Origin of the sequence: Chenggangzhangella methanolivorans (assembly GCF_042648545.1) — a bacterium.
Taxonomy (GTDB): Bacteria; Pseudomonadota; Alphaproteobacteria; order Rhizobiales; family Methylopilaceae; genus Methylopila; species Methylopila methanolivorans.
In genome coordinates this window covers 80,346-101,920 of record NZ_JBHRXS010000016.1, presented here as the reverse complement: position 1 = coordinate 101,920, position 21,575 = coordinate 80,346, and the positions used below count along the sequence as shown (strand labels likewise).

Annotated in this window: 19 protein-coding genes; 12 read left to right on the top strand and 7 right to left on the bottom strand. The window is 70.7% G+C overall.

The window, feature by feature from the left end:
* The 5 genes from ACFOWB_RS22430 to ACFOWB_RS22410 all read left to right on the top strand — a co-directional run.
* The coding region (locus ACFOWB_RS22430; RefSeq protein WP_378149485.1) for a uracil-DNA glycosylase at positions 1-639 on the top strand (639 nt) is incomplete at its 5' end.
* 137 nt (positions 640-776) lie between these two features.
* On the top strand, positions 777-920 hold the full coding sequence (locus tag ACFOWB_RS22425) for a hypothetical protein (RefSeq protein ID WP_261404568.1): 144 nt from the start codon (positions 777-779) through the stop codon (positions 918-920).
* 141 nt (positions 921-1,061) lie between these two features.
* Entirely contained in the window at positions 1,062-2,801 is a 1,740-nt protein-coding gene (locus tag ACFOWB_RS22420; protein WP_261404567.1) for a methyl-accepting chemotaxis protein, read from the top strand.
* 111 nt (positions 2,802-2,912) lie between these two features.
* Positions 2,913-3,638: a TetR/AcrR family transcriptional regulator gene (locus ACFOWB_RS22415; RefSeq protein ID WP_261404566.1), complete on the top strand. Its 726-nt coding sequence runs from the start codon at positions 2,913-2,915 to the stop codon at positions 3,636-3,638.
* Positions 3,635-3,994: a tRNA-binding protein gene (locus ACFOWB_RS22410; RefSeq protein WP_261404565.1), complete on the top strand. Its 360-nt coding sequence runs from the start codon at positions 3,635-3,637 to the stop codon at positions 3,992-3,994. The genes ACFOWB_RS22415 and ACFOWB_RS22410 overlap by 4 nt, the downstream gene beginning before the upstream one ends.
* Before the next feature lie 118 nt (positions 3,995-4,112).
* Here the strand turns inward: ACFOWB_RS22410 and ACFOWB_RS22405 are convergent, their stop codons facing one another.
* The 3 genes from ACFOWB_RS22405 to ACFOWB_RS22395 form a co-directional block, all read right to left on the bottom strand.
* Positions 4,113-5,525 carry an ATP-binding protein gene (locus ACFOWB_RS22405; protein WP_378149482.1) on the bottom strand — a complete coding sequence of 471 codons (1,413 nt, stop codon included), beginning with the start codon at positions 5,523-5,525 and terminating at the stop codon, positions 4,113-4,115.
* Entirely contained in the window at positions 5,522-6,232 is a 711-nt protein-coding gene (locus tag ACFOWB_RS22400) for a response regulator (protein WP_261404564.1), read from the bottom strand. Before ACFOWB_RS22400 ends, ACFOWB_RS22405 begins: the two co-directional genes overlap by 4 nt.
* Positions 6,233-6,397: 165 nt before the next feature.
* Entirely contained in the window at positions 6,398-6,880 is a 483-nt protein-coding gene (locus tag ACFOWB_RS22395; RefSeq protein WP_261404563.1) for a MarR family winged helix-turn-helix transcriptional regulator, read from the bottom strand.
* 316 nt (positions 6,881-7,196) lie between these two features.
* Between ACFOWB_RS22395 and ACFOWB_RS22390 the strand changes: the two genes are divergently transcribed.
* Positions 7,197-8,096, top strand: coding sequence for a branched-chain amino acid aminotransferase (locus ACFOWB_RS22390; protein WP_261404562.1), 900 nt, complete (start codon positions 7,197-7,199; stop codon positions 8,094-8,096).
* Positions 8,097-8,311: 215 nt separating this feature from the next.
* Here the strand turns inward: ACFOWB_RS22390 and ACFOWB_RS22385 are convergent, their stop codons facing one another.
* Positions 8,312-10,003, bottom strand: coding sequence for a hypothetical protein (locus ACFOWB_RS22385; protein ID WP_378149478.1), 1,692 nt, complete (start codon positions 10,001-10,003; stop codon positions 8,312-8,314).
* 136 nt (positions 10,004-10,139) lie between these two features.
* Positions 10,140-10,901, bottom strand: coding sequence for a 3-oxoacyl-ACP reductase family protein (locus tag ACFOWB_RS22380; RefSeq protein WP_261404560.1), 762 nt, complete (start codon positions 10,899-10,901; stop codon positions 10,140-10,142).
* Between the two features lie 110 nt (positions 10,902-11,011).
* Between ACFOWB_RS22380 and ACFOWB_RS22375 the strand changes: the two genes are divergently transcribed.
* The 4 genes from ACFOWB_RS22375 to ACFOWB_RS22360 all read left to right on the top strand — a co-directional run bounded on the left by ACFOWB_RS22375 (position 11,012) and on the right by ACFOWB_RS22360 (position 14,852).
* Positions 11,012-11,665 carry a TetR/AcrR family transcriptional regulator gene (locus tag ACFOWB_RS22375; protein ID WP_261404559.1) on the top strand — a complete coding sequence of 218 codons (654 nt, stop codon included), beginning with the start codon at positions 11,012-11,014 and terminating at the stop codon, positions 11,663-11,665.
* Between the two features lie 113 nt (positions 11,666-11,778).
* A complete protein-coding gene (locus tag ACFOWB_RS22370) occupies positions 11,779-13,605 on the top strand; it encodes a tetratricopeptide repeat protein (protein ID WP_261404558.1) in 1,827 nt (608 codons plus the stop codon).
* Positions 13,606-13,669: 64 nt separating this feature from the next.
* Complete coding sequence (locus ACFOWB_RS22365) at positions 13,670-14,518, top strand: 4-(cytidine 5'-diphospho)-2-C-methyl-D-erythritol kinase (protein WP_378149475.1); 849 nt, start codon at positions 13,670-13,672, stop codon at positions 14,516-14,518.
* Between the two features lie 13 nt (positions 14,519-14,531).
* Entirely contained in the window at positions 14,532-14,852 is a 321-nt protein-coding gene (locus ACFOWB_RS22360; RefSeq protein ID WP_261404556.1) for a YnfA family protein, read from the top strand.
* A gap of 7 nt (positions 14,853-14,859) precedes the next feature.
* On the opposite strand, the gene ACFOWB_RS22355 is transcribed toward ACFOWB_RS22360, so the two are convergent.
* Positions 14,860-16,104 carry a YbfB/YjiJ family MFS transporter gene (locus tag ACFOWB_RS22355; protein ID WP_378149473.1) on the bottom strand — a complete coding sequence of 415 codons (1,245 nt, stop codon included), beginning with the start codon at positions 16,102-16,104 and terminating at the stop codon, positions 14,860-14,862.
* Positions 16,105-16,145: 41 nt separating this feature from the next.
* On the bottom strand, positions 16,146-16,823 hold the full coding sequence (locus ACFOWB_RS22350) for a TetR/AcrR family transcriptional regulator (RefSeq protein WP_378149470.1): 678 nt from the start codon (positions 16,821-16,823) through the stop codon (positions 16,146-16,148).
* A 158-nt stretch (positions 16,824-16,981) separates the two neighbouring features.
* On the opposite strand from ACFOWB_RS22350, the gene ACFOWB_RS22345 reads away from it, so the two are divergent.
* Positions 16,982-18,169, top strand: coding sequence for an efflux RND transporter periplasmic adaptor subunit (locus tag ACFOWB_RS22345; RefSeq protein ID WP_378149468.1), 1,188 nt, complete (start codon positions 16,982-16,984; stop codon positions 18,167-18,169).
* A gap of 132 nt (positions 18,170-18,301) precedes the next feature.
* Positions 18,302-21,517 carry an efflux RND transporter permease subunit gene (locus ACFOWB_RS22340; protein WP_378149466.1) on the top strand — a complete coding sequence of 1,072 codons (3,216 nt, stop codon included), beginning with the start codon at positions 18,302-18,304 and terminating at the stop codon, positions 21,515-21,517.
* Positions 21,518-21,575 lie beyond the last annotated feature (58 nt).

Sequence of the window (21,575 nt, the reverse complement as noted above, 5' to 3'; positions counted from 1 at the left end):
AGGCGCTCGAACGAGTCCTCGACGAGGCTGACATGGCGCAGCATCGCGGCGTGGGCGGCGGCGGCGTCGGCCGCGACGATCGACGAGCTGCGCGCCATCCTCGAGGCCTTCGACGGCTGCCCCCTCAAGGCGACCGCGAGCCGCACCGTCTTCGCGGACGGGACGCCGGGCGCGCGGCTGATGCTGGTGGGCGAGGCGCCGGGCCGCGAGGAGGATCTGTCGGGCCTGCCCTTCGTCGGGCGCTCAGGCCAGCTTCTCGACCGGATGCTCGCCGCAATCGGCCTCGACCGCTCGTCGGTCTACATCGCCAACGTCATCCCCTGGCGTCCGCCCGGAAACCGGACCCCGACCCCGCAGGAGACCGAGACCTGCCTGCCGTTCGTGCGCCGGCAGATCGAGCTCGCCAGGCCCGACGTCCTCGTCGCGCTCGGCGGCGCCTCGGCCCAGAGCCTGTTCCGGGCCAAGGAAGGGATCCTGAAGCTGCGCGGCCGCTGGCTGGAGCACGAGGTCGGCGGGCGCCGGATCAAGGCCATGGCGACGCTGCACCCGGCCTATCTGCTGCGAAGCCCCGCGCAGAAGAAGCTCGTCTGGCGCGACCTCAAGGCGATCCGCAAGGCGCTCGAAAGCGAGGGCGGGTAAGGGATTTGGTATTGTTGCGCTGCAATAGGCGCATGTCTGGCATGCCAAGCCCTGCGTTCTGCTTGCGACTTTGGTATGCCACATAAGGCCCAACGAAACGTCAGGCGCTCCGGCGCCCAATCGAAAGGCCCGCCATCATGACCAGCGCTGTTCTCCAGGCTCTCTCCGGCTCCCCAATCGCCGCCTTCTTCGCCCGCGCCTACATCGAAATCGAAGCGTTCTTCGAAGAGGCCGGCGCCGCGCTCGTGCGCGCCCAGAAGGAAGAGCCGTTCGGTCTCTGATCGACCGCCGGACGACGAGCTTTCAAATCGGGGTCGCCTGCAGAGGCGGCCCCGTTTCTATTTTGCGCTGCAAGAACCGCACTTCGGGACCACTCCGGCGGTTTACCGCCGGTTAGCCCGGCCGTGCCTAGCCTCACGGCCATGAGCTTCAGCCTTCTTCAGTTCAAGCGCCCGCGGGCGCCGGAGCCCGACCTGGCCGCCTTGCGCGAGCCGGAGCCGGCGGCGCGCGCCGAGGCCGTCGTCGCGGCCGGGGGACCGGACGCGCTCGACCTCATCGAGGCCGACGTCTCCTCCGCGATCGGGAAGGTCGGCGCGTCGATCGCGCTCGCGCGCGCCGAGACCGCCGACATGCAGGCGGGGATCGCGGGCATCCGCGCCCAGACCGCCGACCTCGCCGAACGCTCGCGGCTCGCAGCCGACGGCGCCGACGGCTTCGCGCGCGGCGCCGAGGCGCTGGCGCTCGCCTCCGAGCGGATCGACGCCGCGATGCGGACGGCGCTCGTCTCGCTCGAAAGCGCAGGCGAGCGGGGCGAGGAGGCGCGCGCGCTGATCTCTTCGCTCGGCGAGGCGAGCCAGGAGATCTCCGGCATCGTCGACGCGATCTCGGCGATCGCGGCGCAGACGAGCCTTCTGGCGCTCAACGCCGCTATCGAGGCCGCGCGCGCGGGCGACGCCGGCCGGGGCTTCGCGATCGTGGCCAAGGAAGTGAAGGCGCTCTCGATCCAGACGGCGTCGGCGGCCGACGACGTGAAGGCGCGGATCGCCAGAATGCGCGACGGCGCGCGCGCCTCGGCGCAGGCGACCGAAGCCGCGGCGCTCGCGATCGACGCGCTGCGGCCGACCTTCGAGACCGTGAAGGGCGTCGCCGAGGACCACGCGCTCACCGTCGCCCACATCGTGGAGGACGCCGCCCGGGTGTCGGCGTCGGCCGCCGAGGTCAGCCTCGAGGCGGGGGCCGCGAGCCTCGCCACGCTCGAGCTCGACGCGCGCGCGATCGCCATGGAGGCCGCCGCCGTGCGCGCCGCCGACGAGGCCGGGGCGCTCGGCCGCCGCTTCGTCGCCGTCATCCGCCAGAGCGAACTCGGCGACCGGCGCCGGCATGACCGCTTCCCCGTAGAGCTCGACGTGCGGCTCGCCGACGGCCGCGCGACCCGCACCATGGATCTGAGCCAGGGCGGGGTGCTTGTCGGCGCGGTCGAGCCGGCGGTCGAGGCCGGCCGCCGCCTGAGCCTCGCGATCGAGGGGATCGGCGACGTCATGGTCCGGGTCGCGGAGGTGAGCCCAATGGGGCTGCATTGCGCGTTCGATCGCCTTGAGCCCGACGCCGCCGCGCGACTCGCCGCGACGCTCGGGGAGGTCGAGGCGCGCTACGCCCCGCTCGTCGCGCGCGCCAAGGACGTCGCGGCCCGCGCCGCCGCCGCCATGACGCGCGAGATCGAGGCCGGGACCTTGCGCGAGCAGGCGCTCTTCGACGCCGACTACCGGCCGATCGCAGGCTCCGAGCCGCAGCAATATCTCACCGACGCGGTGGCCCCGCTCGAGCGGCTGCTGCAGGACATGATCGAGGCCGAGCTCGCCGCCGACCCCGCGATGATGTTCTGCATCCTCACCGACCGGAACGGCTTCCTGCCGATCCACAACCTCAAGGTCAGTCATCCCCAGCGGCCCGGCGACCCGGTGTGGAACGACGCCAACTGCCGCAACCGCCGCATCTTCGACGACCGCACCGGCATCACCGCCGCGCGCTCGACGCGGCCGGCGACCGTGCAGGTCTATCGCCGCATGGTGGGCGGCGCGGTGGTGATGGTGCGCGAGATCGACGCCCCGATCCGCGTCAACGGCCGGCACTGGGGCGCGTGCCGGATGGCCTACCGGTTCTGAACCTGCGCGGACGGAGGCGGGCGGCGACGTCCGCCGTCCGGATTTGGACGTGAGGCCGTCACGCTCCTATGTTTCCTCGGCATGTTTCGACAGCCAGGAGATCCGACGCCCATGGCCCGCAAGCCCTCCGACCCCGCCGGCGGTCTCGACGACGCGGCCGCCGCGCCCCAGCCCAAGCCCGCCGATCCGCGCGAGAAGATCGTCGCGGCGCTGATGGACCTGCTCGCGGTCCGGCGCTGGAACGACGTCGGGCTCTCCGACGTCGCGTCCGCCTCCGGCGTGTCGCTCGCCGAGCTTCGCGGGCTGTTCCCGTCGAAGGGCGCGATTCTCGCCGGCTTCGTGCGGCAGGTCGACCTCGACGTGCTCGCCCATGACGTCAAGGACATGGCCGACGAGCCGGTGCGCGAGCGCCTGTTCGACGTGCTGATGCGCCGCTTCGAGGCGCTCAGAGATCATCGCGAGGCGCTGCGTTCGGTGCGCGACGGCCTGCGGGCCGATCCGCTGGGCGCGGCCTCCATGAACCAAGTCGCGGTGTCGTCGATGCAGTGGATGCTGGCGGCGGCCGGCGTGCAGGAGGCCGGGCCGGTCGGGACCGCGCGCGCCCAGGGCCTGGTGCTGGTTCTCGCGCGGGTGTTCGAGACCTTCCTCAACGATCCCGACGAGGGGCTCGCGCGCACCATGAAGGCGCTCGACGCGGAGCTTCGCCGCGCCGAGAGCCTCGCGCGCCGCGCCGACGATTTCGGGCGCCTGACCGCGCCGTTCCGCGAGGCTTTCGAGCGCGTGCTCGGCCGCGGCGGGCGCCGCGACAAGGACGACGACGTGGCGACCGCCGCGTGAGCGGGGAGGGGGCGGCCGCGGAAAGGATCGCGTTCGACGACTTCCTCAAGGTCGACGTCCGGGTCGGGACGATCGTCGAAGCCGAGCCGTTTCCCGAGGCGCGCAAGCCCGCGATCAAGCTCCGGATCGATTTCGGTCCGGAGATCGGGGTGAAGCGCTCCTCGGCGCAGATCACCAAGCACTACGCGCCCGAGACGCTGGTCGGGAGGCAGGTGGTCGCGGTCGTGAATTTCCCGCCGCGCCAGATCGGGCCGGTGATGTCCGAGGTGCTGACGCTCGGCGTGCCGGACGCGGCCGGCGAGGTGGTGCTGCTGTCGCCGACTGTCGAGACGCCGAACGGCGGGCGGATGTTCTAGGCGGGGGCCTCCTCTGCCGTCATCCCGGCTCTCCGCTTCGCTGCGGCCGGAATGACGGGCGGGGTCGCGGGAGCGTCGCCTCGGACGGGCGGCGCGGCCTCATCGCCGCCGCTTCGCCCTAGGCTGGCACGCGCACCACCGCCCGCAAGCCTCCGAGCGGGCTCGCCTCCAGCGTGACGTCGCCGCCGTGGCTGCGGGCGATGTCGCGGGTGATCGCAAGGCCAAGCCCCGAAGAGCCGCCGTCGCCGGCCTGGGTGCGGCTCTCGTCGAGGCGCAGGAACGGGCGGAACGCCTCCTCGCGCATCTCCATCGGGATGCCGGGCCCGTCGTCGTCGATCCGCACCTCGAGCCGGCGCCCGTCATGGACCGCCGTGATGGCGATGCGGCGGGCGTACCGCGTGGCGTTCGCCACCAGATTCTGCAGGCAGCGGCGGAAGGCGTCGGGCCGCACCATCGCGATCGGCTGGCCATGGGTCTCGACGCTCGCCGAGACGCCATGATGCTCGGCGCCGCGCTTCAGGTCGTCGAGCATCGCGGGAATGTCGGTGGCCGAAGCCGCCTCGCCGGCGTCGCCGCGCACGAAGGCCATGTAGGCCTCGAGCATGCGGCTCATCTCCTCGACGTCGCGGTTCAATTCCTCGACCTCGGGGCTCTCGTCCAGCATGGCGAGCTGCAGCCGGAAGCGCGTGAGGATGGTGCGCAGGTCGTGGGAGACGCCCGCCAGCATGGTGGTGCGCTGCTCCATGGCGCGCTCGATGCGGTTGCGCATGTCGATGAAGGAGACGGCCGCGAGCCGCACCTCGCGCGCGCCCTTCACCTTGAACTCCGGCGCGTCGCGGCCCTTGCCGAAGCTCTCGGCGGCCTCCGAGAGCGCGAGGATCGGGCGGATCTGCTTCTTGAGAAACACGATCGCGATGCCGAGCAGCACCGCCGAGGCCGCCACCATCCAGATGAGGAAGATGTGGCTGTTGGAGGCGTAGGACTGGCTGCGCTTGGCCAGCACCTTCATCACCGCGTCGCCGAGGTCGACCCGGATCTCGACGAAGTTCGAGCGGCCGACCGTGTCGATCCAGATCGGGCGCTTCACCTCGTCGGTGATCTCGCGCAGGAGCGAGGCATCGACGATCGAGAAGAACGGCTTCGGCCGCGCCGGCGGCAGCGGCTGGTAGGGCAGGAACTCGACCTGCAGCGAAAGCTTTTCGCGCGCGATGCGTTCGAGCCGGCGCTCCTCCTCCGGTCCGGGATCGGCGGCGCGCAGCTCGATCAGCGCCGCGATGTCCTGGCCGACGGCGGTGGCGAGCCGCTTGGTGACGAGCTCGTAGTGGCGCTCCATGAACAGGAATGCGACCGCGCCCTGCAGCAGCACGACAGGCGCGATGATGATGATGAGCGAGCGCGGATAGAGGCCCGTCGGCATCACGCGCTCGAGGAAGTCGTTGAAGCCGCGGCGGAGGTTGGCGAGGCCGCCCGACGGTCGGGCCGGCCGGTCCGCGCGCTCCGCGATCTGGTCCGGGGCCTCGCGCGCGCTCATTCGTCGGTCAGCAGGCGGTAGCCCATGCCGCGCACGGTCTGCAGCAGGATGGGGTTGGCCGGGTCGGTCTCGATCTTGCGGCGAAGCCGGGTCACCACGACGTCGACCGCGCGGTCGCCGGGGGCGGCGTCGTCGCCCGCGATCGCCGAGCGCGGCACCGTCTGGCCCGGGCGCTCGGCGAGGGCTGCGAGCAGGTCGCGCTCGCGGTCGGTGAGGCGGATGACCTCGTCGGCCCGCTTCAGCTCTCCGCGGCCGCGGTGGAAGGAGAACGGACCGAAGCGCACCTCGGGCTCGGACGCCGTCGCGCCGTTCGAGGCGTTGGAGCGGCGCAGGATGCCGCCGACGCGCAGCAGCAGCTCGCGCGGATCGAAGGGCTTGGTCAGATAGTCGTCGGCCCCGGTCTCGAGGCCCGCGATGCGGTCGTCGGCCTCCGAGCGCGCGGTCAGCATCAGGATCGGGACCGAGGAGCGGGCGCGGACGGCGCGGGCGAGGTCGAGCCCGTTCTCGCCCGGCATCATGACGTCGAGCACCAAGAGGTCGAACGCCAGGCTGTCGAGCTTCTGCCGCGCTTCCGCCGCCGAGGCCGCGACCGTGACGCGGTAGCCGTTCTGGCTGAGGAAACGGTGCAGCAGGCTGCGGATGCGGCCGTCGTCGTCGACCACGAGGAGATGGGAGGCGTCGTCTGGAAGGGGCTGCGCTGCGGGCATGGGCTATCGGACCGTCACTCTGCGTCCCTCGTCATGCCCGAGCTCGTCTCGGGCGACCACGACGTCGTCGTCGGGCTCAGCCAGCCGACGTCGTGGATACCCGGCTTCGCCGGGCCTGACGAGGTGTTTCGGGCTCGATCGCCCCATCACGTTCCCTCGCCCGCCTCACCGCCGGGGCGGAATCTCGGCGCCGCTGACGGCCGACACCTTCGAGCGCTCCTCGGGTTCGATGATCTCGAACAGGAAGCGGCGCACCGCCTCCTGTTCGCGCGCGTCGAGGGTGGAGAGCGCGTGGCTGACGCGCCGGGTCTGGAGCCGGGCGAGCTCGCGCGCGAGGCGGTCGCCGCGCTCGGTCACGAACAGCAGGCGCTGGCGCCGGTCGGCCGCGCCCTCGCGCTGGGTGATGAAGCCCTTGTCGACGAGCTCGCGCAGCACGCGGCCGAGGCTCTGCTTGGTGATCTTGAGAATGTCGAGCAGCTCGGTGACGCGCAGGCCCGGATTGCGGTCGACGAAGTGCAGGACCCGGTGGTGCGCGCGGCCGAAACCGTAGGCGGTCAGCTCCTCGTCGGGATCGCGCACGAAGTCGCGATAGGCGAAAAACAGCAGCTCGATCACGTCGAACGCCGGTTTGTCGGCGTCCGCGGACATCTCGTCCCGCGGCGCGGCGGCAGGTCGCTCAGTCGAAATTACGTCAGCCATGTTGACTTATTTCGATCCTGTCGCCATGTTGCGGCGGTCGCGTCGGAGCCGTCCGCGCCGACGGTCTTTCGGCGTCGGGCCTGTCCCGGACCGCCGTTCCGGCGACGATATCGGCTCCGCGCGGACGACGCAAAACCGCCGTTTCATAAGGGTCGACGGTTGCGCCGAGCCTCCGAAGGGAGGATCGTCCGCGGTCGCGAAACACGTTCGAACACCCGAAGCCGGCGACAGCCCGGCCAAGACAACAGTCTCGAGGAGCCAGGCGATGGCCGACCAGCAGCCCTTCGACAGCCGCGACGGCGTCATCTGGTACGACGGCAAGTTCGTGCCGTGGGCGGACGCCAACGTCCACGTGCTGACCCACGGCCTGCATTACGCGAGCGCCGTGTTCGAGGGCGAGCGCGCCTATGCCGGGCAGATCTTCAAGATGCGCGAGCACAATCAGCGCCTGATCGATAGCGGCAAGCTGCTCGGCTTCGACATTCCCTACACGGTCGAGGAGATCGACCGCGCCTGCGTCGAGACGCTGGCCAAGCAGGGCTTCGAGGACGCCTATGTCCGCCCGATCGCGTGGCGCGGCTCGGAGATGATGGGCGTCGCGGCGCAGAACAACAAAATTCATCTTGCGATCGCGATCTGGCAGTGGCCGAGCTATTTCGACCCCGCCGAGCGCTTGAAGGGCATCCGCATCGACCTCGCCGAATGGCGTCGGCCCGATCCGCGCACGATCCCGTCGAAGGCCAAGGCCACCGGCCTCTACATGATCTGCACGCTGTCGAAGCACGCCGCCGAGCGGAAGGGCTACGCCGACGCGCTGATGCTCGACTGGCGCGGCCAGGTCGCCGAATGCACCGGCGCCAACGTGTTCTTCGTGAAGGACGGCGTCATCCACACCCCGACGCCGGACTGCTTCCTCGACGGCATCACGCGGCGCACCGTCATCGGCCTCGCCAAGGCGCGCGGCATCGAGGTGGTGGAGCGCGCGATCCTGCCGGAGGAGCTCGACGGCTTCGAAGAGTGCTTCATCTGCGGCACGGCGGCGGAAGTGACGCCGGTGTCGGAGATCGCTGAGTGGCGGTTCACGCCGGGCGCGATCACCAAGACGCTGATGGAGGACTACGACGCGGCCGTGCGCGCCCATGTGAAGGCGGTCGCGGCGGAGTAAGACGCTGCGCCGGCTTGCCGGGCCGCTCTTTGCACGACGCCTTTTGCGCGAGGCTTGAAGTCCCCCTCTCCCGCGCGCGGGAGAGGGTAATGGTGAGGGCCTCCAGCGCCGACGCCCTGACGACATGCCCGTCCGTTACGGGCTGAGCGCATTTGAGGGGGGCGTCCCGCCCTCGGCGGCGACAGTCTCAGCGCCGCCTTTATAAGCCCGTCCCCTCACTGAACCTGATCGGCGGAGTCGGTCGACGCCTGGGCCGTCTGGTTGTTCAGCCCGTTCAGCAGCGCGCGGATGAAGGGGCGGGGCTCGAGCGACAGCTCGAACACGCCGCCGGTGTTGACGCTCGTCCTGGACTTCGCGACCGAGAGCGCGGTCTCCCAGCCATAAGTGTCGACCAGCGGATAGATCGTGTAGCCGAGCATCGGCGTCCCGTCCTCCATGGCGGCCGCGGTCTCGAGCAGCATCTCGGCGTGCCAGCGCGCGCCGTAGGCGTAGAACGGCGTGCCGGTCTCGCCGATCATCATCGGCATGCGGTAGCGGTCGTGATAGTCGCGGATCATCTGGTAGAGCCCGCGCCGCTCGCCGACGGCCGCCTGCGCGGCGTAGAGCTGCGGCTCGGGCGAGAGCCACGCCCCGCTCGCGCCCTTTGCCTCGTTGTGCGCGTAGTAGTCGGCCGCGAACACGGTGTCGTCGCGCATGGTCTTGCCGTGCGACTCGGCGAGCCGCTCGTGGAGCTTGCGCAGCGAGCCGATCATGCCGACGAGCTTTTCGAGGCGCTCGGCCTGCTCGTCCTCGTCGTCGGTGGCGAACACGTAGGCCGACAGCAGCCACTCGCGGGTCCGGCGCTTCTCGGCGGACTCCTTGCCCGCCTCCTGCGCCAGGAATTCGAGCGGCTCCTCGGCCATCCGGTCGAGGTCGATCTCGAACAGCCATTCCTTGCCGAGGATGAGGTCGCTCGGCAGGAAGCGGACCACGCGGTTGAAGTCGTCGGAGGCCGGCTTCCAGACCGCGGCCTCGGTGTGCATGAACAGCGTGCGACCGCCGGTCCGCGCAAGCTCCTTCTCGATCGCGATGCGGGCCCGGACCGCCGCCGACGCGATGGCGAAGGCGCGCTCGACATAGACGCGGTCGTGGCGCGGGTCGCGCCAGCCCGGAAAGGCGCCGTGCCACATCTGCGAATTGAAGCCGACCGTGGTCTCGGGCTCGTTGATCAGGGTGACGGCGCGGATCTTGTCGCGGTAGCGCGCGAAGGCCTCGCGGGAGAAACGCGCGAAATATTTCGGCCAGTCGGGGTGGAGGTAGTAGCTCGTCTCCGGCTCGCCGGAGCGGAACCGGTCCTCGACGCCGAAATGGTGCAGGTCGAGGCTGAGGTTGAGGCCGGCCGCCGCGAGGTCGCCCACGAAGGCGTCGTGCCTCGCCCAGCTTTGCGGGTCGTCGAGGTCGATCTCGTGGTTGGCGAGGCCGATCCGCAGGTTCGAGACGCCGAGATTGCGGACGCCGTCGATGAGCCTGGCGCGCCGGTCGGCGTCGAACAGGCCCTGGTCGTCGATCGCGTTCCAGCGATAGCGCGCGTCGCGGGTGAGGGGATTGGCGGTCTCGACGCCGCTCCACACGAAGCTTGCGGGCGAGTTCGCGCCGATCGTCTCCTTGTAGAGCGCGATCGTCGCGGCGTTGCGCGCCGCCTCGGCGGGGGTGGGGGGGGACGCGGGGCGGCGCTGGAGCTGGGGCGCGACCGGCGTCGCGAACGCGGCCGCCGGGTCGACGATCGCGGAGACGCCGGAGATCTCGTCGATCTTCTGCGAGGCCCAGTCGCCGAGCCAGGCCTGCTGGGCCTGCGCCGGAAGAACCGCCCACGCGAACGCGACGCCGAGCGCAAGCGCCCGCGCCAGATGCACACCACGTCCCGCCAAGTGTCCCCCTTCTCGCGACCGCACACGAATCTTTTGCGACCGCGAGAAGGTGTCAGGCGATGCTCCGCCGGCAAACCGACATTTGCGTAAGAGGCGCGTTATCGTCCGCCGGCGCGGTGTTTGGGTGACGCCTTCGTCACGCGATCGCGCCGCCGTCGAGCGTGATGCGCGCTCCGGTGACGAACTTGCCCTCCGAACTCGCCAGCCACGCGACCGCGCCGGCGATGTCGTCGGGCGTGCCGTATTTCTGGATCGCCATCAGCGCGAGCTGGCCGGCCGAGGTCTCGCCGTCCGCGGGGTTCATCTCGGTGTCGGTCGAGCCCGGCTGGACGACGTTCACGGTGATGCCGCGCGGGCCGAGGTCGCGGGCGAGGCCGCTGGTGAAGATCGCGACCGCGCCCTTGGTGGCCGAATAGACCGTGACGCCTGGGAACGGCACGCGCTCGCCAAGGCCCGAGCCGATCGAGATGATGCGGCCGTCATTGTCCGGCAGGTGCTTGGCGGCCGCCTGCGAGGCGACGATGACGGCGCGGACGTTGACGTCGAGCAGCGCGTCGATGTCCTCGAGCGACCATTCGCCCACCGGACCGCCGCGCGCGATGCCGGCGTTGTTGACGAGGATGTCGAGGCCGCCGAGTTCGCTGGCGGCGCGGTCCACGGCCTCGACGACCGCCTTCGGGTCGCGGCTGTCGGCCTGGAGCGCGACGCCCTTGCGGCCGAGCCCCGAAATCTCCTTGGCGACGGCTTCGGCCTTCTCTGCCGACTTCTCATAGGTGAGCGCGACGTCCGCGCCTTCCCGCGCGAGCCGGAGCGCGATGGCGGCCCCGATGCCGCGGCTGCCGCCGGTGACGAGCGCCTTCTTTCCCGAGAGGCGCTTGGGTTCCTGTACGTTCGACATGGTCGTGATCCATTTTTGTATCGTTTGATACAGAACAGGTGGATCGCTTGTCCGGCGGCGTCAAGAGATTTATATATCGATCGGCATAAAATTGGCGCGACGCGATGGCGATGACGGATCAAGACACCGCAGGCACGATCGACAAGCCGGGACGCGGCCGCCCGCGGGCGTTCTGCCGCGAGACCGCGCTCCGCAAGGCGATGGAGACCTTCTGGGCGCTCGGCTACGAGGGCGCCTCGATGGCCGAGCTCACGCGCGCCATGGGCGTCGGCTCTCCGAGCCTCTACGCCGCCTTCGGATCGAAGGACGCGCTGTTCCGCGAGGCCTGCCGGCTCTACGAGCGCGAAAGCAGCGGCGCGATGATCGCGGCGATCGAGGATCCCGCCACGGCGCGCGAGGGCATCGAGGGCTATCTCATGACCACGGCCGACGGTCTGTCGGCGCCCGGACATCCGCCCGGCTGCATGATCGTGCTCGCGGCGGTGAGCGCGCACGGCGCCTGCGAAGCCGCGCGGGAGGAACTCAAAGGGCGTCGCACGGCGGTCGTGGCCATGCTCGAACGGCGGCTTGCAAGAGGCGTCGCGTCCGGAGAACTGCCGAAAGGCCTCGATATCGCCGCGATCGCGGCGTTCTACGTGACGGTGCAGCAGGGCATGTCGATTCAGGCGGTCGACGGCGCTTCGACGGAGACGCTTCGTGGCGTCGCCAGGGGCGCGATGGCCGCCTGGGACGGGCTCGTGGGCGCGGGCGCGGCGCCGGACTGACGGTCACGATCGTCGGCTTCGGGGTTGTGAGCCGGGCCCCGGGCGTTCATCCTGCCGAACGCTTCGCGCGTCGCCGCCCGCCGGACGACGCCCGCAGGAAGGATGACCGCCTCGTGACTCACTCGCTCTCGCGTCTCGCGCCGATCGCAGCCCTCGCGGCGCTTCTGGCGGCCGGTCCCGCGCTCGCCAACCCGAACGACGCGGCCGAGGTCGACACGCTGGCGACGCGCGGGACGCTCACCGGCAACTATCTCGCCGGCCGCGTCGCCGGGGCGAGCCGTGACGCCGGCGCCGCCGCGACATTCTTCCGCGCGGCGCTGAAGAGCGACCCGCGCAACGCCGAGCTGCTCGAGCGCACGTTCCTGCTGACGCTCGCCGACGGCGACGGCGACGGGGCCATGCGCCTCGCCGAGCGCGTGGTCGCCACCGACCCGTCGAACCGTATCGCGCGGCTCGCGCTCGCGGCGCGCTCGATCCGCACCCACAATTACGGCGCGGCCCGCCATCACCTGTCGCGCGGCGCCAAGGGGCCGCTCGCCGACCTCACCACCCAGCTGCTCATCGGCTGGACCTGGCTCGGCTCCGACCAGCCCGCCAAGGCGGTCGAGGCCGTGGACAAGCTTCAGGGCGCGGACTTCTTCGGCACGTTCCGCGACTATCACGCGGCGCTGATCGCCGACATCGGCAACCGCAAGGACGAGGCGGCCAAGCGCTTCAACGCCGCGCTTTCGGGCGACGGCTCGGCGCTGCGCATCGCGCAGGCGGCCGCGATCTATCGCGCGCGCGCCGGCGACAAGGCCGGGGCGCTGAAGGCGCTCGCCGATTTCGAGAAGGCCTCGCCCCGCCATCCGCTCATCCGCGAGACCCGCGACGCGATCGAGCAGGGCAAGGAGGCCAAGCGCATCGTCAAGGATCCGACCGACGGCGCGGCCGAGGTGCTCTACGGCATCGGCGGCGCGCTCGGCCGGCAGGGCGGCGAGGATCTCTCGATCGTCTATCTCCAGCTCGCGCTCTATCTCGAGCCCGAGCACCCGATGGCGCTCGTCACGCTCGCCGACCTCTATGATCAGCTGAACCAGTACGCCGACGCGATCGACGTCTACGACCGCGTTCCGGAGAGCTCTGCGCTCAAGCGCAACGCTGACATCCAGAGCGCCATGGACCTCGATCGGCTCGACAAGACCGACAAGGCCAAGGCGCAGCTGAAGAAGCTGATCGACGCCGACCCGACCGACCAGGAGGCGATCGTCGCGCTCGGCAACATCGAGCGCGGCCGCGAGCAGTTCAAGGAAGCCGCCGACACCTACAGCAAGGCCGTGGATCTCGTGGAGAAGCGGCAGGCCGCGGAGGCGGCGGCCTCGCCCGCCCAGCCCGCGGACGTGAAACCCGCACAGTCCGCCGCGGCGGCGGCCTCGCCCGACCGGAGCAACTGGTCGCTCTACTATGTCCGCGGCATCGCCTATGAGCGCTCCAAGCAATGGGCGAAGGCCGAGGCCGACCTCAAGAAGGCGCTGGAGCTGTCGCCCGACCAGGCGCTGGTGATGAACTATCTCGGCTATTCCTGGATCGACCAGGGCGTCAATCTCGACGAGGGCATGAAGCTGATCCGCAAGGCGGTCGAGCTGAAGCCGGACGACGGCTACATCGTCGACAGCCTCGGCTGGGCTTTCTACAAGCTCGGCAAATATGAGGACGCCGTGCGCGAGCTTGAGCGCGCGGTCGAGCTGCGCCCGCAGGATCCGGTCATGAACGATCATCTCGGCGACGCCTATTGGCGCGTCGGGCGCAAGCTCGAGGCGCGCTTCCAGTGGAGCCACGCGCTGGAGCTGAAGCCCGAGGCCAACGAGCTTCCCAAGATCGAGGCCAAGCTCAAGGACGGGCTCGAGGCCGACAAGAAGACCGACGCGGCGGAAGTGAAGGAAAAGCGCGAGGGCGGCTGAGCCCCGCTTGCGCCCTGCGTCGCCATGATGGCGGCGTCTCGCCCCCAATGATAAAGGCGGCGCGATGCTCCGCGCCCGCGCTCCCGCCAAGGTCAATCTGACGCTCCACGTCCTCGGCCGCCGGGCCGACGGGTTTCATGAGCTTGACAGCCTCGTGGCCTTCGCCGGCTGCGCCGCGGACGCGCTGGCGTTTCGCCCAAGCGAGGGTCTGGCGCTGTCCGTCGAGGGGCCGTTCGCTTGCGCCGCCGGCGCGGGCGACGACAATCTCGTGCTGAAGGCCGCCCGCGAGGCGGCGGCGCGCATCCCCGGGCTGCGGCTCGGGCGGTTTTCTCTCGTGAAGCGCATTCCGGTCGCGGCGGGCCTTGGCGGCGGTTCGGCCGACGCCGCCGCGGCGCTGCGGCTGCTCGCGCAGGCGAACGGGATTGCGGCCGAGGATCCGCGCCTGGTCGAGGCGGCCGCCGCGACGGGCTCGGACGTGCCGGCCTGCCTCGTCTCGCGCGCGGCGCGGATGACCGGGCGGGGCGAAGGCGTGGCGCCGCTCGCGGGCTTCGCGCCGCTCGCCGCCGTGCTCGCGAACCCGTTGAAGCCCGTCTCGACGCCCGAGATCTTTCGCCGCCTCGCCCTGAAGCCCGGCGAAACGCGGTCAGAGACGACGGCCGCGCCCGACGCCGGGCTCGCCGCGCTTGTCGCGGCCCGCAACGACCTCGAAGCGCCGGCCCGCTCCCTGCTCGCCGACATCGGAACGGGGCTCGAGGCGCTCGCCCAAACAGAAGGCTGCCGGCTCGCGCGGATGTCGGGCTCGGGCGCGACGGTGTTCGGCCTCTATGACGACCAGCGGTCGGCCCGCCGCGCCGCGCGCGCGCTGCGCGCCGCCTTGCCCGGCTGGTGGGTCATGCCGACGATGCTGCGGTGAGGAGCCGAGCCCCATGACGCCTGTCGTCTACGTCGCCGCGGCGCTCGCCGAGATCGCCGGCTGCTTCGCGTTCTGGGCGGTCGTGCGCCACGGCGCGCATGTGGGCTGGCTCGCGGCGGGCGTCGTCTCGCTGGTCGCCTTCGCCTGGCTGCTGACGCTCGTCGAGAGCGAGGCGGCGGGGCGCGCCTATGCGGCCTATGGCGGGGTCTATGTCGCGGCCTCGCTCGCCTGGCTCTGGGCGGTCGAGGGCGTGCGGCCGGACCGCTGGGACATGATCGGCTCGGCGATCTGCGTCGCGGGCGCGGCCGTCGTGCTGTTCGGGCCGCGCGGCTGAGAGGCCGTCAGGCGCGGCGCTCGCGCTGGAGCGCCGCCGCCGCGACCGTCGCGGCCATGATCCAGAGCGACAGGGTGAGGCCCGCGGTGAGCCCGTGCGGCCCGTCGGAGACGAAGCCGCTCAACACCGGGCCGACGATCTGCCCGACGCCGAACGCGACCGTGAGCAGGCCGATGGCCGGCGTCCAGAGCTCCGGCGGGTAGATGCGGCGCGCGAGCGTCGTCACCGCGGTCACCGAGGCGAGGCCGGACGCGCCGAACAGAACGGCCGACACATAGGCGCCGGTCCGAGACGGCTCGAAAATGACGAGCGCGACGCCCGCCATCATGATCGAGGTGGTGGCGATGAGGCCGAGCCCGCCGCGTAGGCGCCCGAGCACCGAACCCCAGAGGAACGTGAAGGCCACGATCGAGAGACCGAGCACGGTCCAGAAGGCTGAGATCTCGACGGCGCCGAAGCCGAGCTCGGCTTTGAGATGCGCGACCACGAAGGTGGCGTAGGCGATGTAGCCCGCGCCAAGCAGCCCGTAGGCCACGAAGACAGGCAGGATGGGCCGGAGGTCGAGGCCGCGCCTGCCGCCGCTCGTGCGCATGGCCGGCGCTGGCGTTCGCCGGACCGCGGGCGCGGCGAGGAGTGCCGCGAGCACGGAAAGAAGGCCGAGCGCGATCCAGCCGCCGCGCCAGCCGGCCTCGGCGACGACGGGCGGAACGGCGAGCGCCGAGATCGCGATGCCCACGCCGACGCCCGCCACATAGACGCCGAGCACGGTCGGCGCCCGGGCCGCGCCGCCGCCGGAGGCCGCCGCCGCGGCGAGCGCGCCGCCGACCACGAAGGCGACGCCGCTCGAAACGCCCGCGGCGAGCCGCAACGCCCCTTGCGCCCAATAGTCCGAGGCGAGCGCCGCGGCCGCGATGGCGATCGCCGAGGCTGCGAGCGAGACCGAGAAGACGCGCTTGGCGCCGTAGCGCTGGGCGAGGCCCGCGGCCACGATCGCGCCGATCAGGTAGCCGATGGCGTTGGCGGCGCCCATCGCGCCGGCGTCCGCCCAGGACCAGCCGAGGTCGTCGCGCATCGCCGGCAGCACCAGCGCATAGGCGAAGCGCCCGAACCCCTGCGCGACCGCAGGCGCCATCGCGAGGCCGGCCACGATCCAGAGCGAGGTCAGGGCCTCGGCGGGAGGTTGGACGGAGGGCGTGGAGCGCGGAGCCGCGTCGCAGGCGCAGGCCTGCGCGACCGTGTCGGAAGACGTCATGGATCGCCCCTCAATTAAAAATACGGTCGTACGTATATTAATCAGGCGCCGGTCTGTCCAGAGGGCCGAGCGGCCTTTTGTCCGGAACGTCTGGCCGTCACGCCGTCGAGGAGCGCGAGCGAGGACGCGCGCGCCTGCTCGAACTCGGCGTCGTCGCCGATCGTCACCGCGACATTGGCGAGCGCCTGGAACGCGAGCAGCTCGAAAGTCAGCTGTCCCGGGTTCGCGTCGGCGTCGATCTCGCCGGCCGCCTGTCCCTCGCGGATCGCCTCGACATAGCGCCGTCGCTTGTCGGCGCGATGCGCGGCGACCCGGTCGCGCACGGCGCCGGGGCGGGCGCGGAACTCGCTCGCGACAGCGTTCATGAAGCAGCCGCCCGGGAGCTCACGCGCCTCGACGAAGTCGAACCAGCGCTCGACCATGCTTCGCAGACGCGCGACGGGGCTCGCCTCGGCGAGCGCCGGCTCGACGATGGCGGCGACATGGACCGCCCGGACGAAGTCGACGGTCGCAAGCTGCAGCGACTGCTTGTCGCCGAACAGCACCTGGATATTGCCCTTGGCCACCCCGGCCTCGGCGGCGAGACGGCCGATCGTCAGCCCTTCGAGGCCGTCGACCGAGGCGATCGCGGCGGCGTGCTCCAGCACGCGCTGGCGCGACTGCGCCCCGCGTCGCTTGCGGCGGTCGAGGATTTCAGCGGCAGGGGCTGCGTCGGTCATCGGCTGGGCGTCGTCATATAAATACGTACGGACGTATATTATGCGCGTGCGACGCGGCGCCATCAAGTCTTCCGGGCGGCGCGGCCTTGACAGGCCCGGCCGCGAGTACCATACCTGTCGGTACGATACCAATCGGTATAGTTCGGGACGCAAAGCTCATGTCGAACTGGTTTTCCCGCCTCGGCCGTCCGGCCGCGGCGACGGCTGCGCTCGCTCTGGCGGGCGCCGCCGTCCTCTCCGTCAAGATCGAAGCCGACAGCGCGCCGGCCAAGGCCGCGGTCGCCGAACAGGCGACCGCCGTGACCGTGGCGCGCGTCGAGCAGAAGTCCGTCACGCCCTGGGCCGCCTTCTCGGGACGCCTCGAAGCGGTCGACCGCGTCGAGATCCGGCCGCGCGTCGCGGGCGAGATCGTCGCGGCCCATTTCCGCGAGGGCGCGCTGGTCAAGCGCGGCGACGTGCTGTTCACGATCGACCGCGAGCCCTATGCGGCGGCGGTCGACCGCGCCCGCGCCGAGGTCGCGGCCGCCGAGGCCAGGGTGAGCCTCGCGCGCTCCGACCTCGACCGCGGCCGCAAGATGACCTCGATCGCGATCTCGGGCCGCGACCTCGACCAGCGCGACAGCGAGCTCCGCTCGGCCGAAGCCGCGCTTCAGGGCGCGCAGGCCTCGCTGCGCTCCGCCGAGCTCGACCTCGGCTACACCGAGATCCGCGCTCCGGTCGCAGGCCGCGTCGGCCGCATCGAGATCACGGCCGGCAATCTCGTGGCGGCCGGCCCCGGCGCCCCGGTGTTGGCGCGGCTCGTTTCGGTCGATCCGATCTATGCGAGCTTCGACGCCAACGAGGACGCGGTCTCGCGCGCCCTCGACAGCCTTCCGCAGGACCGCGACCGCGCCGACAACGTCTCGGCGATCCCCGTCGCGATCGAGGGCGCAGGCGAGGGGCGGCTCGCTTATGTCGACCCGACGGTCGACGCCGCGACCGGCTCGGTGCGGTTGCGCGCGGTGTTCGCCAATCCGACGGGTCGTCTCTCGCCCGGCCAGTTCGCTCGCATGAAGCTCGGCACGGCCAAGGCCGAGACCGTGGTTCTCGTCAGCGAGCGCGCGGTCGCGGCCGACCAGGACCGCAAATACGTGCTCGTCGTCGGCGACGACAACCGCGCAGTCTATCGCGAGGTGACGCTCGGGCCGACGAGCGACGGGCTGAAGGTCGTCACCAGCGGCCTTCGCGAGGGCGAGCGCGTGGTGGTCGAGGGCGTCCAGAAGCTCAAGCCCGGGGCGCTCGTCGCGCCCGAGCCGGTGGCGATGAGCGCGAGGGCGCCGCTCAGCAAGCAGGCCTCCGCCAACTGACGTCGTCCGCGTAACCCCCGGACCGGCGGCTTTCCGAGCGCCGGCCCGGCGGACCCCCGCGTTCCCTGAAATCGATCCGGACCCGGCGCGCGATGCGGCCGGGAAGGGCGGAGCTCTACTCAGAGGCCGACCATGAACATCTCGCGCTTCTTCATCGATCGCCCGGTCTTCGCGGGCGTGCTCTCGGCGATCATCTTCCTCGTCGGGCTGCTCTCGATCCCGGTGATGCCGATCTCCGAATATCCGGAGGTCGTGCCGCCGCAGGTCGTGGTGCGCGCCACCTATCCGGGCGCGAACCCCAAGGTCATTTCCGAGACGGTGGCGACGCCGATCGAGGAGCAGATCAACGGCGTCGAGGACATGCTCTACATGTCCTCCCAGGCCACGACCGACGGCGTGATGACGCTGACCGTGACGTTCGCGCTCGGGACCGATCCGGACAAGGCTCAGCAGCTTGTCCAGAACCGGGTCTCACAGGCCGAGCCGCGGCTTCCCGAAGAGGTGAGGGCGCTCGGCGTCACCACGGTGAAGTCCTCGCCGGACCTGACGCTGGTGGTCCATCTCACCTCGCCCAACGGACGCTACGACTCCAAGTATCTGCGCAACTACGCGGTGCTGAACGTGAAGGACCGCCTCGCCCGCATCCAGGGCGTCGGGCAGGTGCAGCTGTTCGGCTCGGGCGACTATTCGATGCGTGTCTGGCTCGACCCGCAGAAGGTGGCCGAGCACGGGCTGTCGGCCGCCGACGTGGTGGCGGAGATCCGCGCCCAGAACGTGCAGGCGGCGGCCGGGCAGGTGGGCGGTTCGCCGACGCCGTCCGACGTCGAGTTCCAGCTTTCGGTGAACGCCCAGGGCCGCCTCCAGTCCGAGGAGGAGTTCGGCGACATCATCGTGAAGTCGGGCGCGAACGGCGAGATCGTGCGCCTGCGCGACGTTGCGCGGCTCGAAATGGGCGCGTCGGACTACGCGCTGCGCTCGCTGCTCGACAACAAGTCCGCGGTCGCCATCCCGGTGATGCAGGCCCCGGGCTCGAACGCGATCGAGATCGCCGACAAGGTCCAGGCCGAGATGCGCGACATCAAGGCCAACATGCCGGACGGCGTCGACTACTCGATCGTCTACGACACCACCCAGTTCGTGCGCTCCTCGATCGAGGCGGTGGTGCACACCCTGCTCGAGGCGGTGGCGCTCGTCGTGCTGGTGGTGATCCTGTTCCTGCAGACCTGGCGGGCCTCGATCATTCCGCTCATCGCCGTTCCGGTCTCGATCGTCGGCACCTTCGCGGCGATGCATGCGCTGGGCTTTTCGATCAACGCGCTCAGCCTGTTCGGCCTCGTGCTCGCGATCGGCATCGTGGTCGACGACGCGATCGTCGTGGTCGAGAACGTCGAGCGCAACATCGAGGAGGGGCTCCAGCCGCGCGCGGCCGCCCTGAAAGCCATGGAGGAGGTCTCCGGCCCGATCGTCGCGATCGCGCTGGTGCTGGTCGCGGTGTTCGTGCCGCTCGCCTTCATCTCGGGCCTCACGGGCCAGTTCTACAAGCAGTTCGCGCTCACCATCGCGATCTCGACCGTGATCTCGGCGATCAACTCGCTCACGCTGTCGCCCGCGCTCGCGGCGCTGCTGCTGAAGGGCCACGGCGCGCCGAAGGACCGGCTGACGCGGGGCATGGACTTCCTGTTCGGCTGGTTCTTCCGCCGCTTCAACCGCGGCTTCGCCTGGGCGTCGGAGTCCTACGGGCGCGGCGTCAGCTTCGCGATCGGCCGCAAGGTCCTGATGCTCGTGCTCTATGTCGGCCTGATCGGAGTCACGGGGCATCTGTTCAAGATCATCCCGGGCGGCTTCGTGCCGGCGCAGGACAAGCAGTATCTCGTGGGCTTCGCGCAGCTGCCCGACGCCTCGACGCTCGACCGCACCGAGGACGTCATCCGCCGCATGGGCGACGTCGCGCTGAAGTCGCCGGGCGTGGAGAGCGCGGTGTCGTTTCCGGGCCTGTCGATCAACGGGTTCACCAACTCGTCGAACGCCGGCATCGTGTTCGTGACGCTCAAGCCCTTCGAGGAGCGCAAGGACCCGAGCCTCAGCGCCGCCGCGATCGCCCAGAGCCTCAACATGCAGTACGCCTCGATCAAGGAGGCGACCATCGCCATGTTCCCGCCGCCGCCCGTGCAGGGCCTCGGCACGATTGGCGGCTTCAAGCTGCAGATCGAGGACAAGGCGGGGCAGGGCTACGCGGCGCTCGACCAGGCCACTAAGGCGTTCCTCGCCAAGGCCAACCAGGCGCCCGAGCTCGCCGGCCTGTTCTCCTCCTATCAGGTGAACGTGCCGCAGCTTTACGCCGACATCGACCGGACCAAGGCGCGCCAGCTCGGCGTCGCGGTCTCGGACGTGTTCAACACGCTGCAGATCTATTTCGGCTCGCTCTACGTCAACGACTTCAACGCCTTCGGCCGCACCTATTCGGTGCGCGTGCAGGCCGACGCCGCCTATCGCGCCCGGCCCGAGGACATCGGTTTCCTGAAGGTCCGCTCTGCGTCCGGCGAGATGATCCCGCTGTCGGCGCTGATGAGCGTGAAGCCCTCCACGGGGGCCGAGCGCGCCATGCGCTACAACGGCTTCCTGTCGGCTGACGTCAACGGCGGCGCGGCGCCCGGCTACTCGACCGGGCAGGCGCAGGACGCGGTGGCGCGGATCGCGGCCGAGACGCTGCCCAAGGGCTTCTCCTACGAGTGGACCGAGCTCACCTATCAGGAGATCATCGCGGGCAATTCGGGGCTCATCGTCTTCCCCGTCGCGATCCTGCTGGTGTTCCTCGTGCTCGCCGCGCAGTACGAGAGCCTGACGCTGCCGATCGCCATCATCCTGATCGTGCCGATGGGCATTCTGGCGGCGCTCGTCGGGGTGTGGCTCTCGGGCGGGGACAACAACGTCTTCACCCAGATCGGCCTGATCGTGCTTGTCGGCCTATCGGCCAAGAACGCGATCCTAATCGTCGAGTTCGCGCGCGAGCTGGAGATGCACGGGCGCACCCCGCTCCAGGCCGCGATCGAGGCGAGCAGGCTGCGTCTGCGGCCGATCCTGATGACCTCGCTCGCCTTCGTCATGGGCGTGCTGCCGCTCGTCATCTCGACCGGCGCAGGCTCGGAGATGCGCGCCGCGATGGGCGTCGCGGTGTTCTCCGGCATGATCGGCGTCACCGCCTTCGGCCTGTTCCTGACGCCGGTGTTCTACGTCCTCGTCCGCCGTCTGGCGGGCGTGAAGGAGACGCAGGCGCCGGCCGAGAAGACCGAGGAACCGGCCGTTTCTCACGAGAGCGCGCCCGCCGGCGCCCCGCTCTCGCTCGGATGAGGCGCGCGGGGAAGATAGCGTCCCCCGCATCTTCGCGCGTTTCATAGGACGGCCGCCG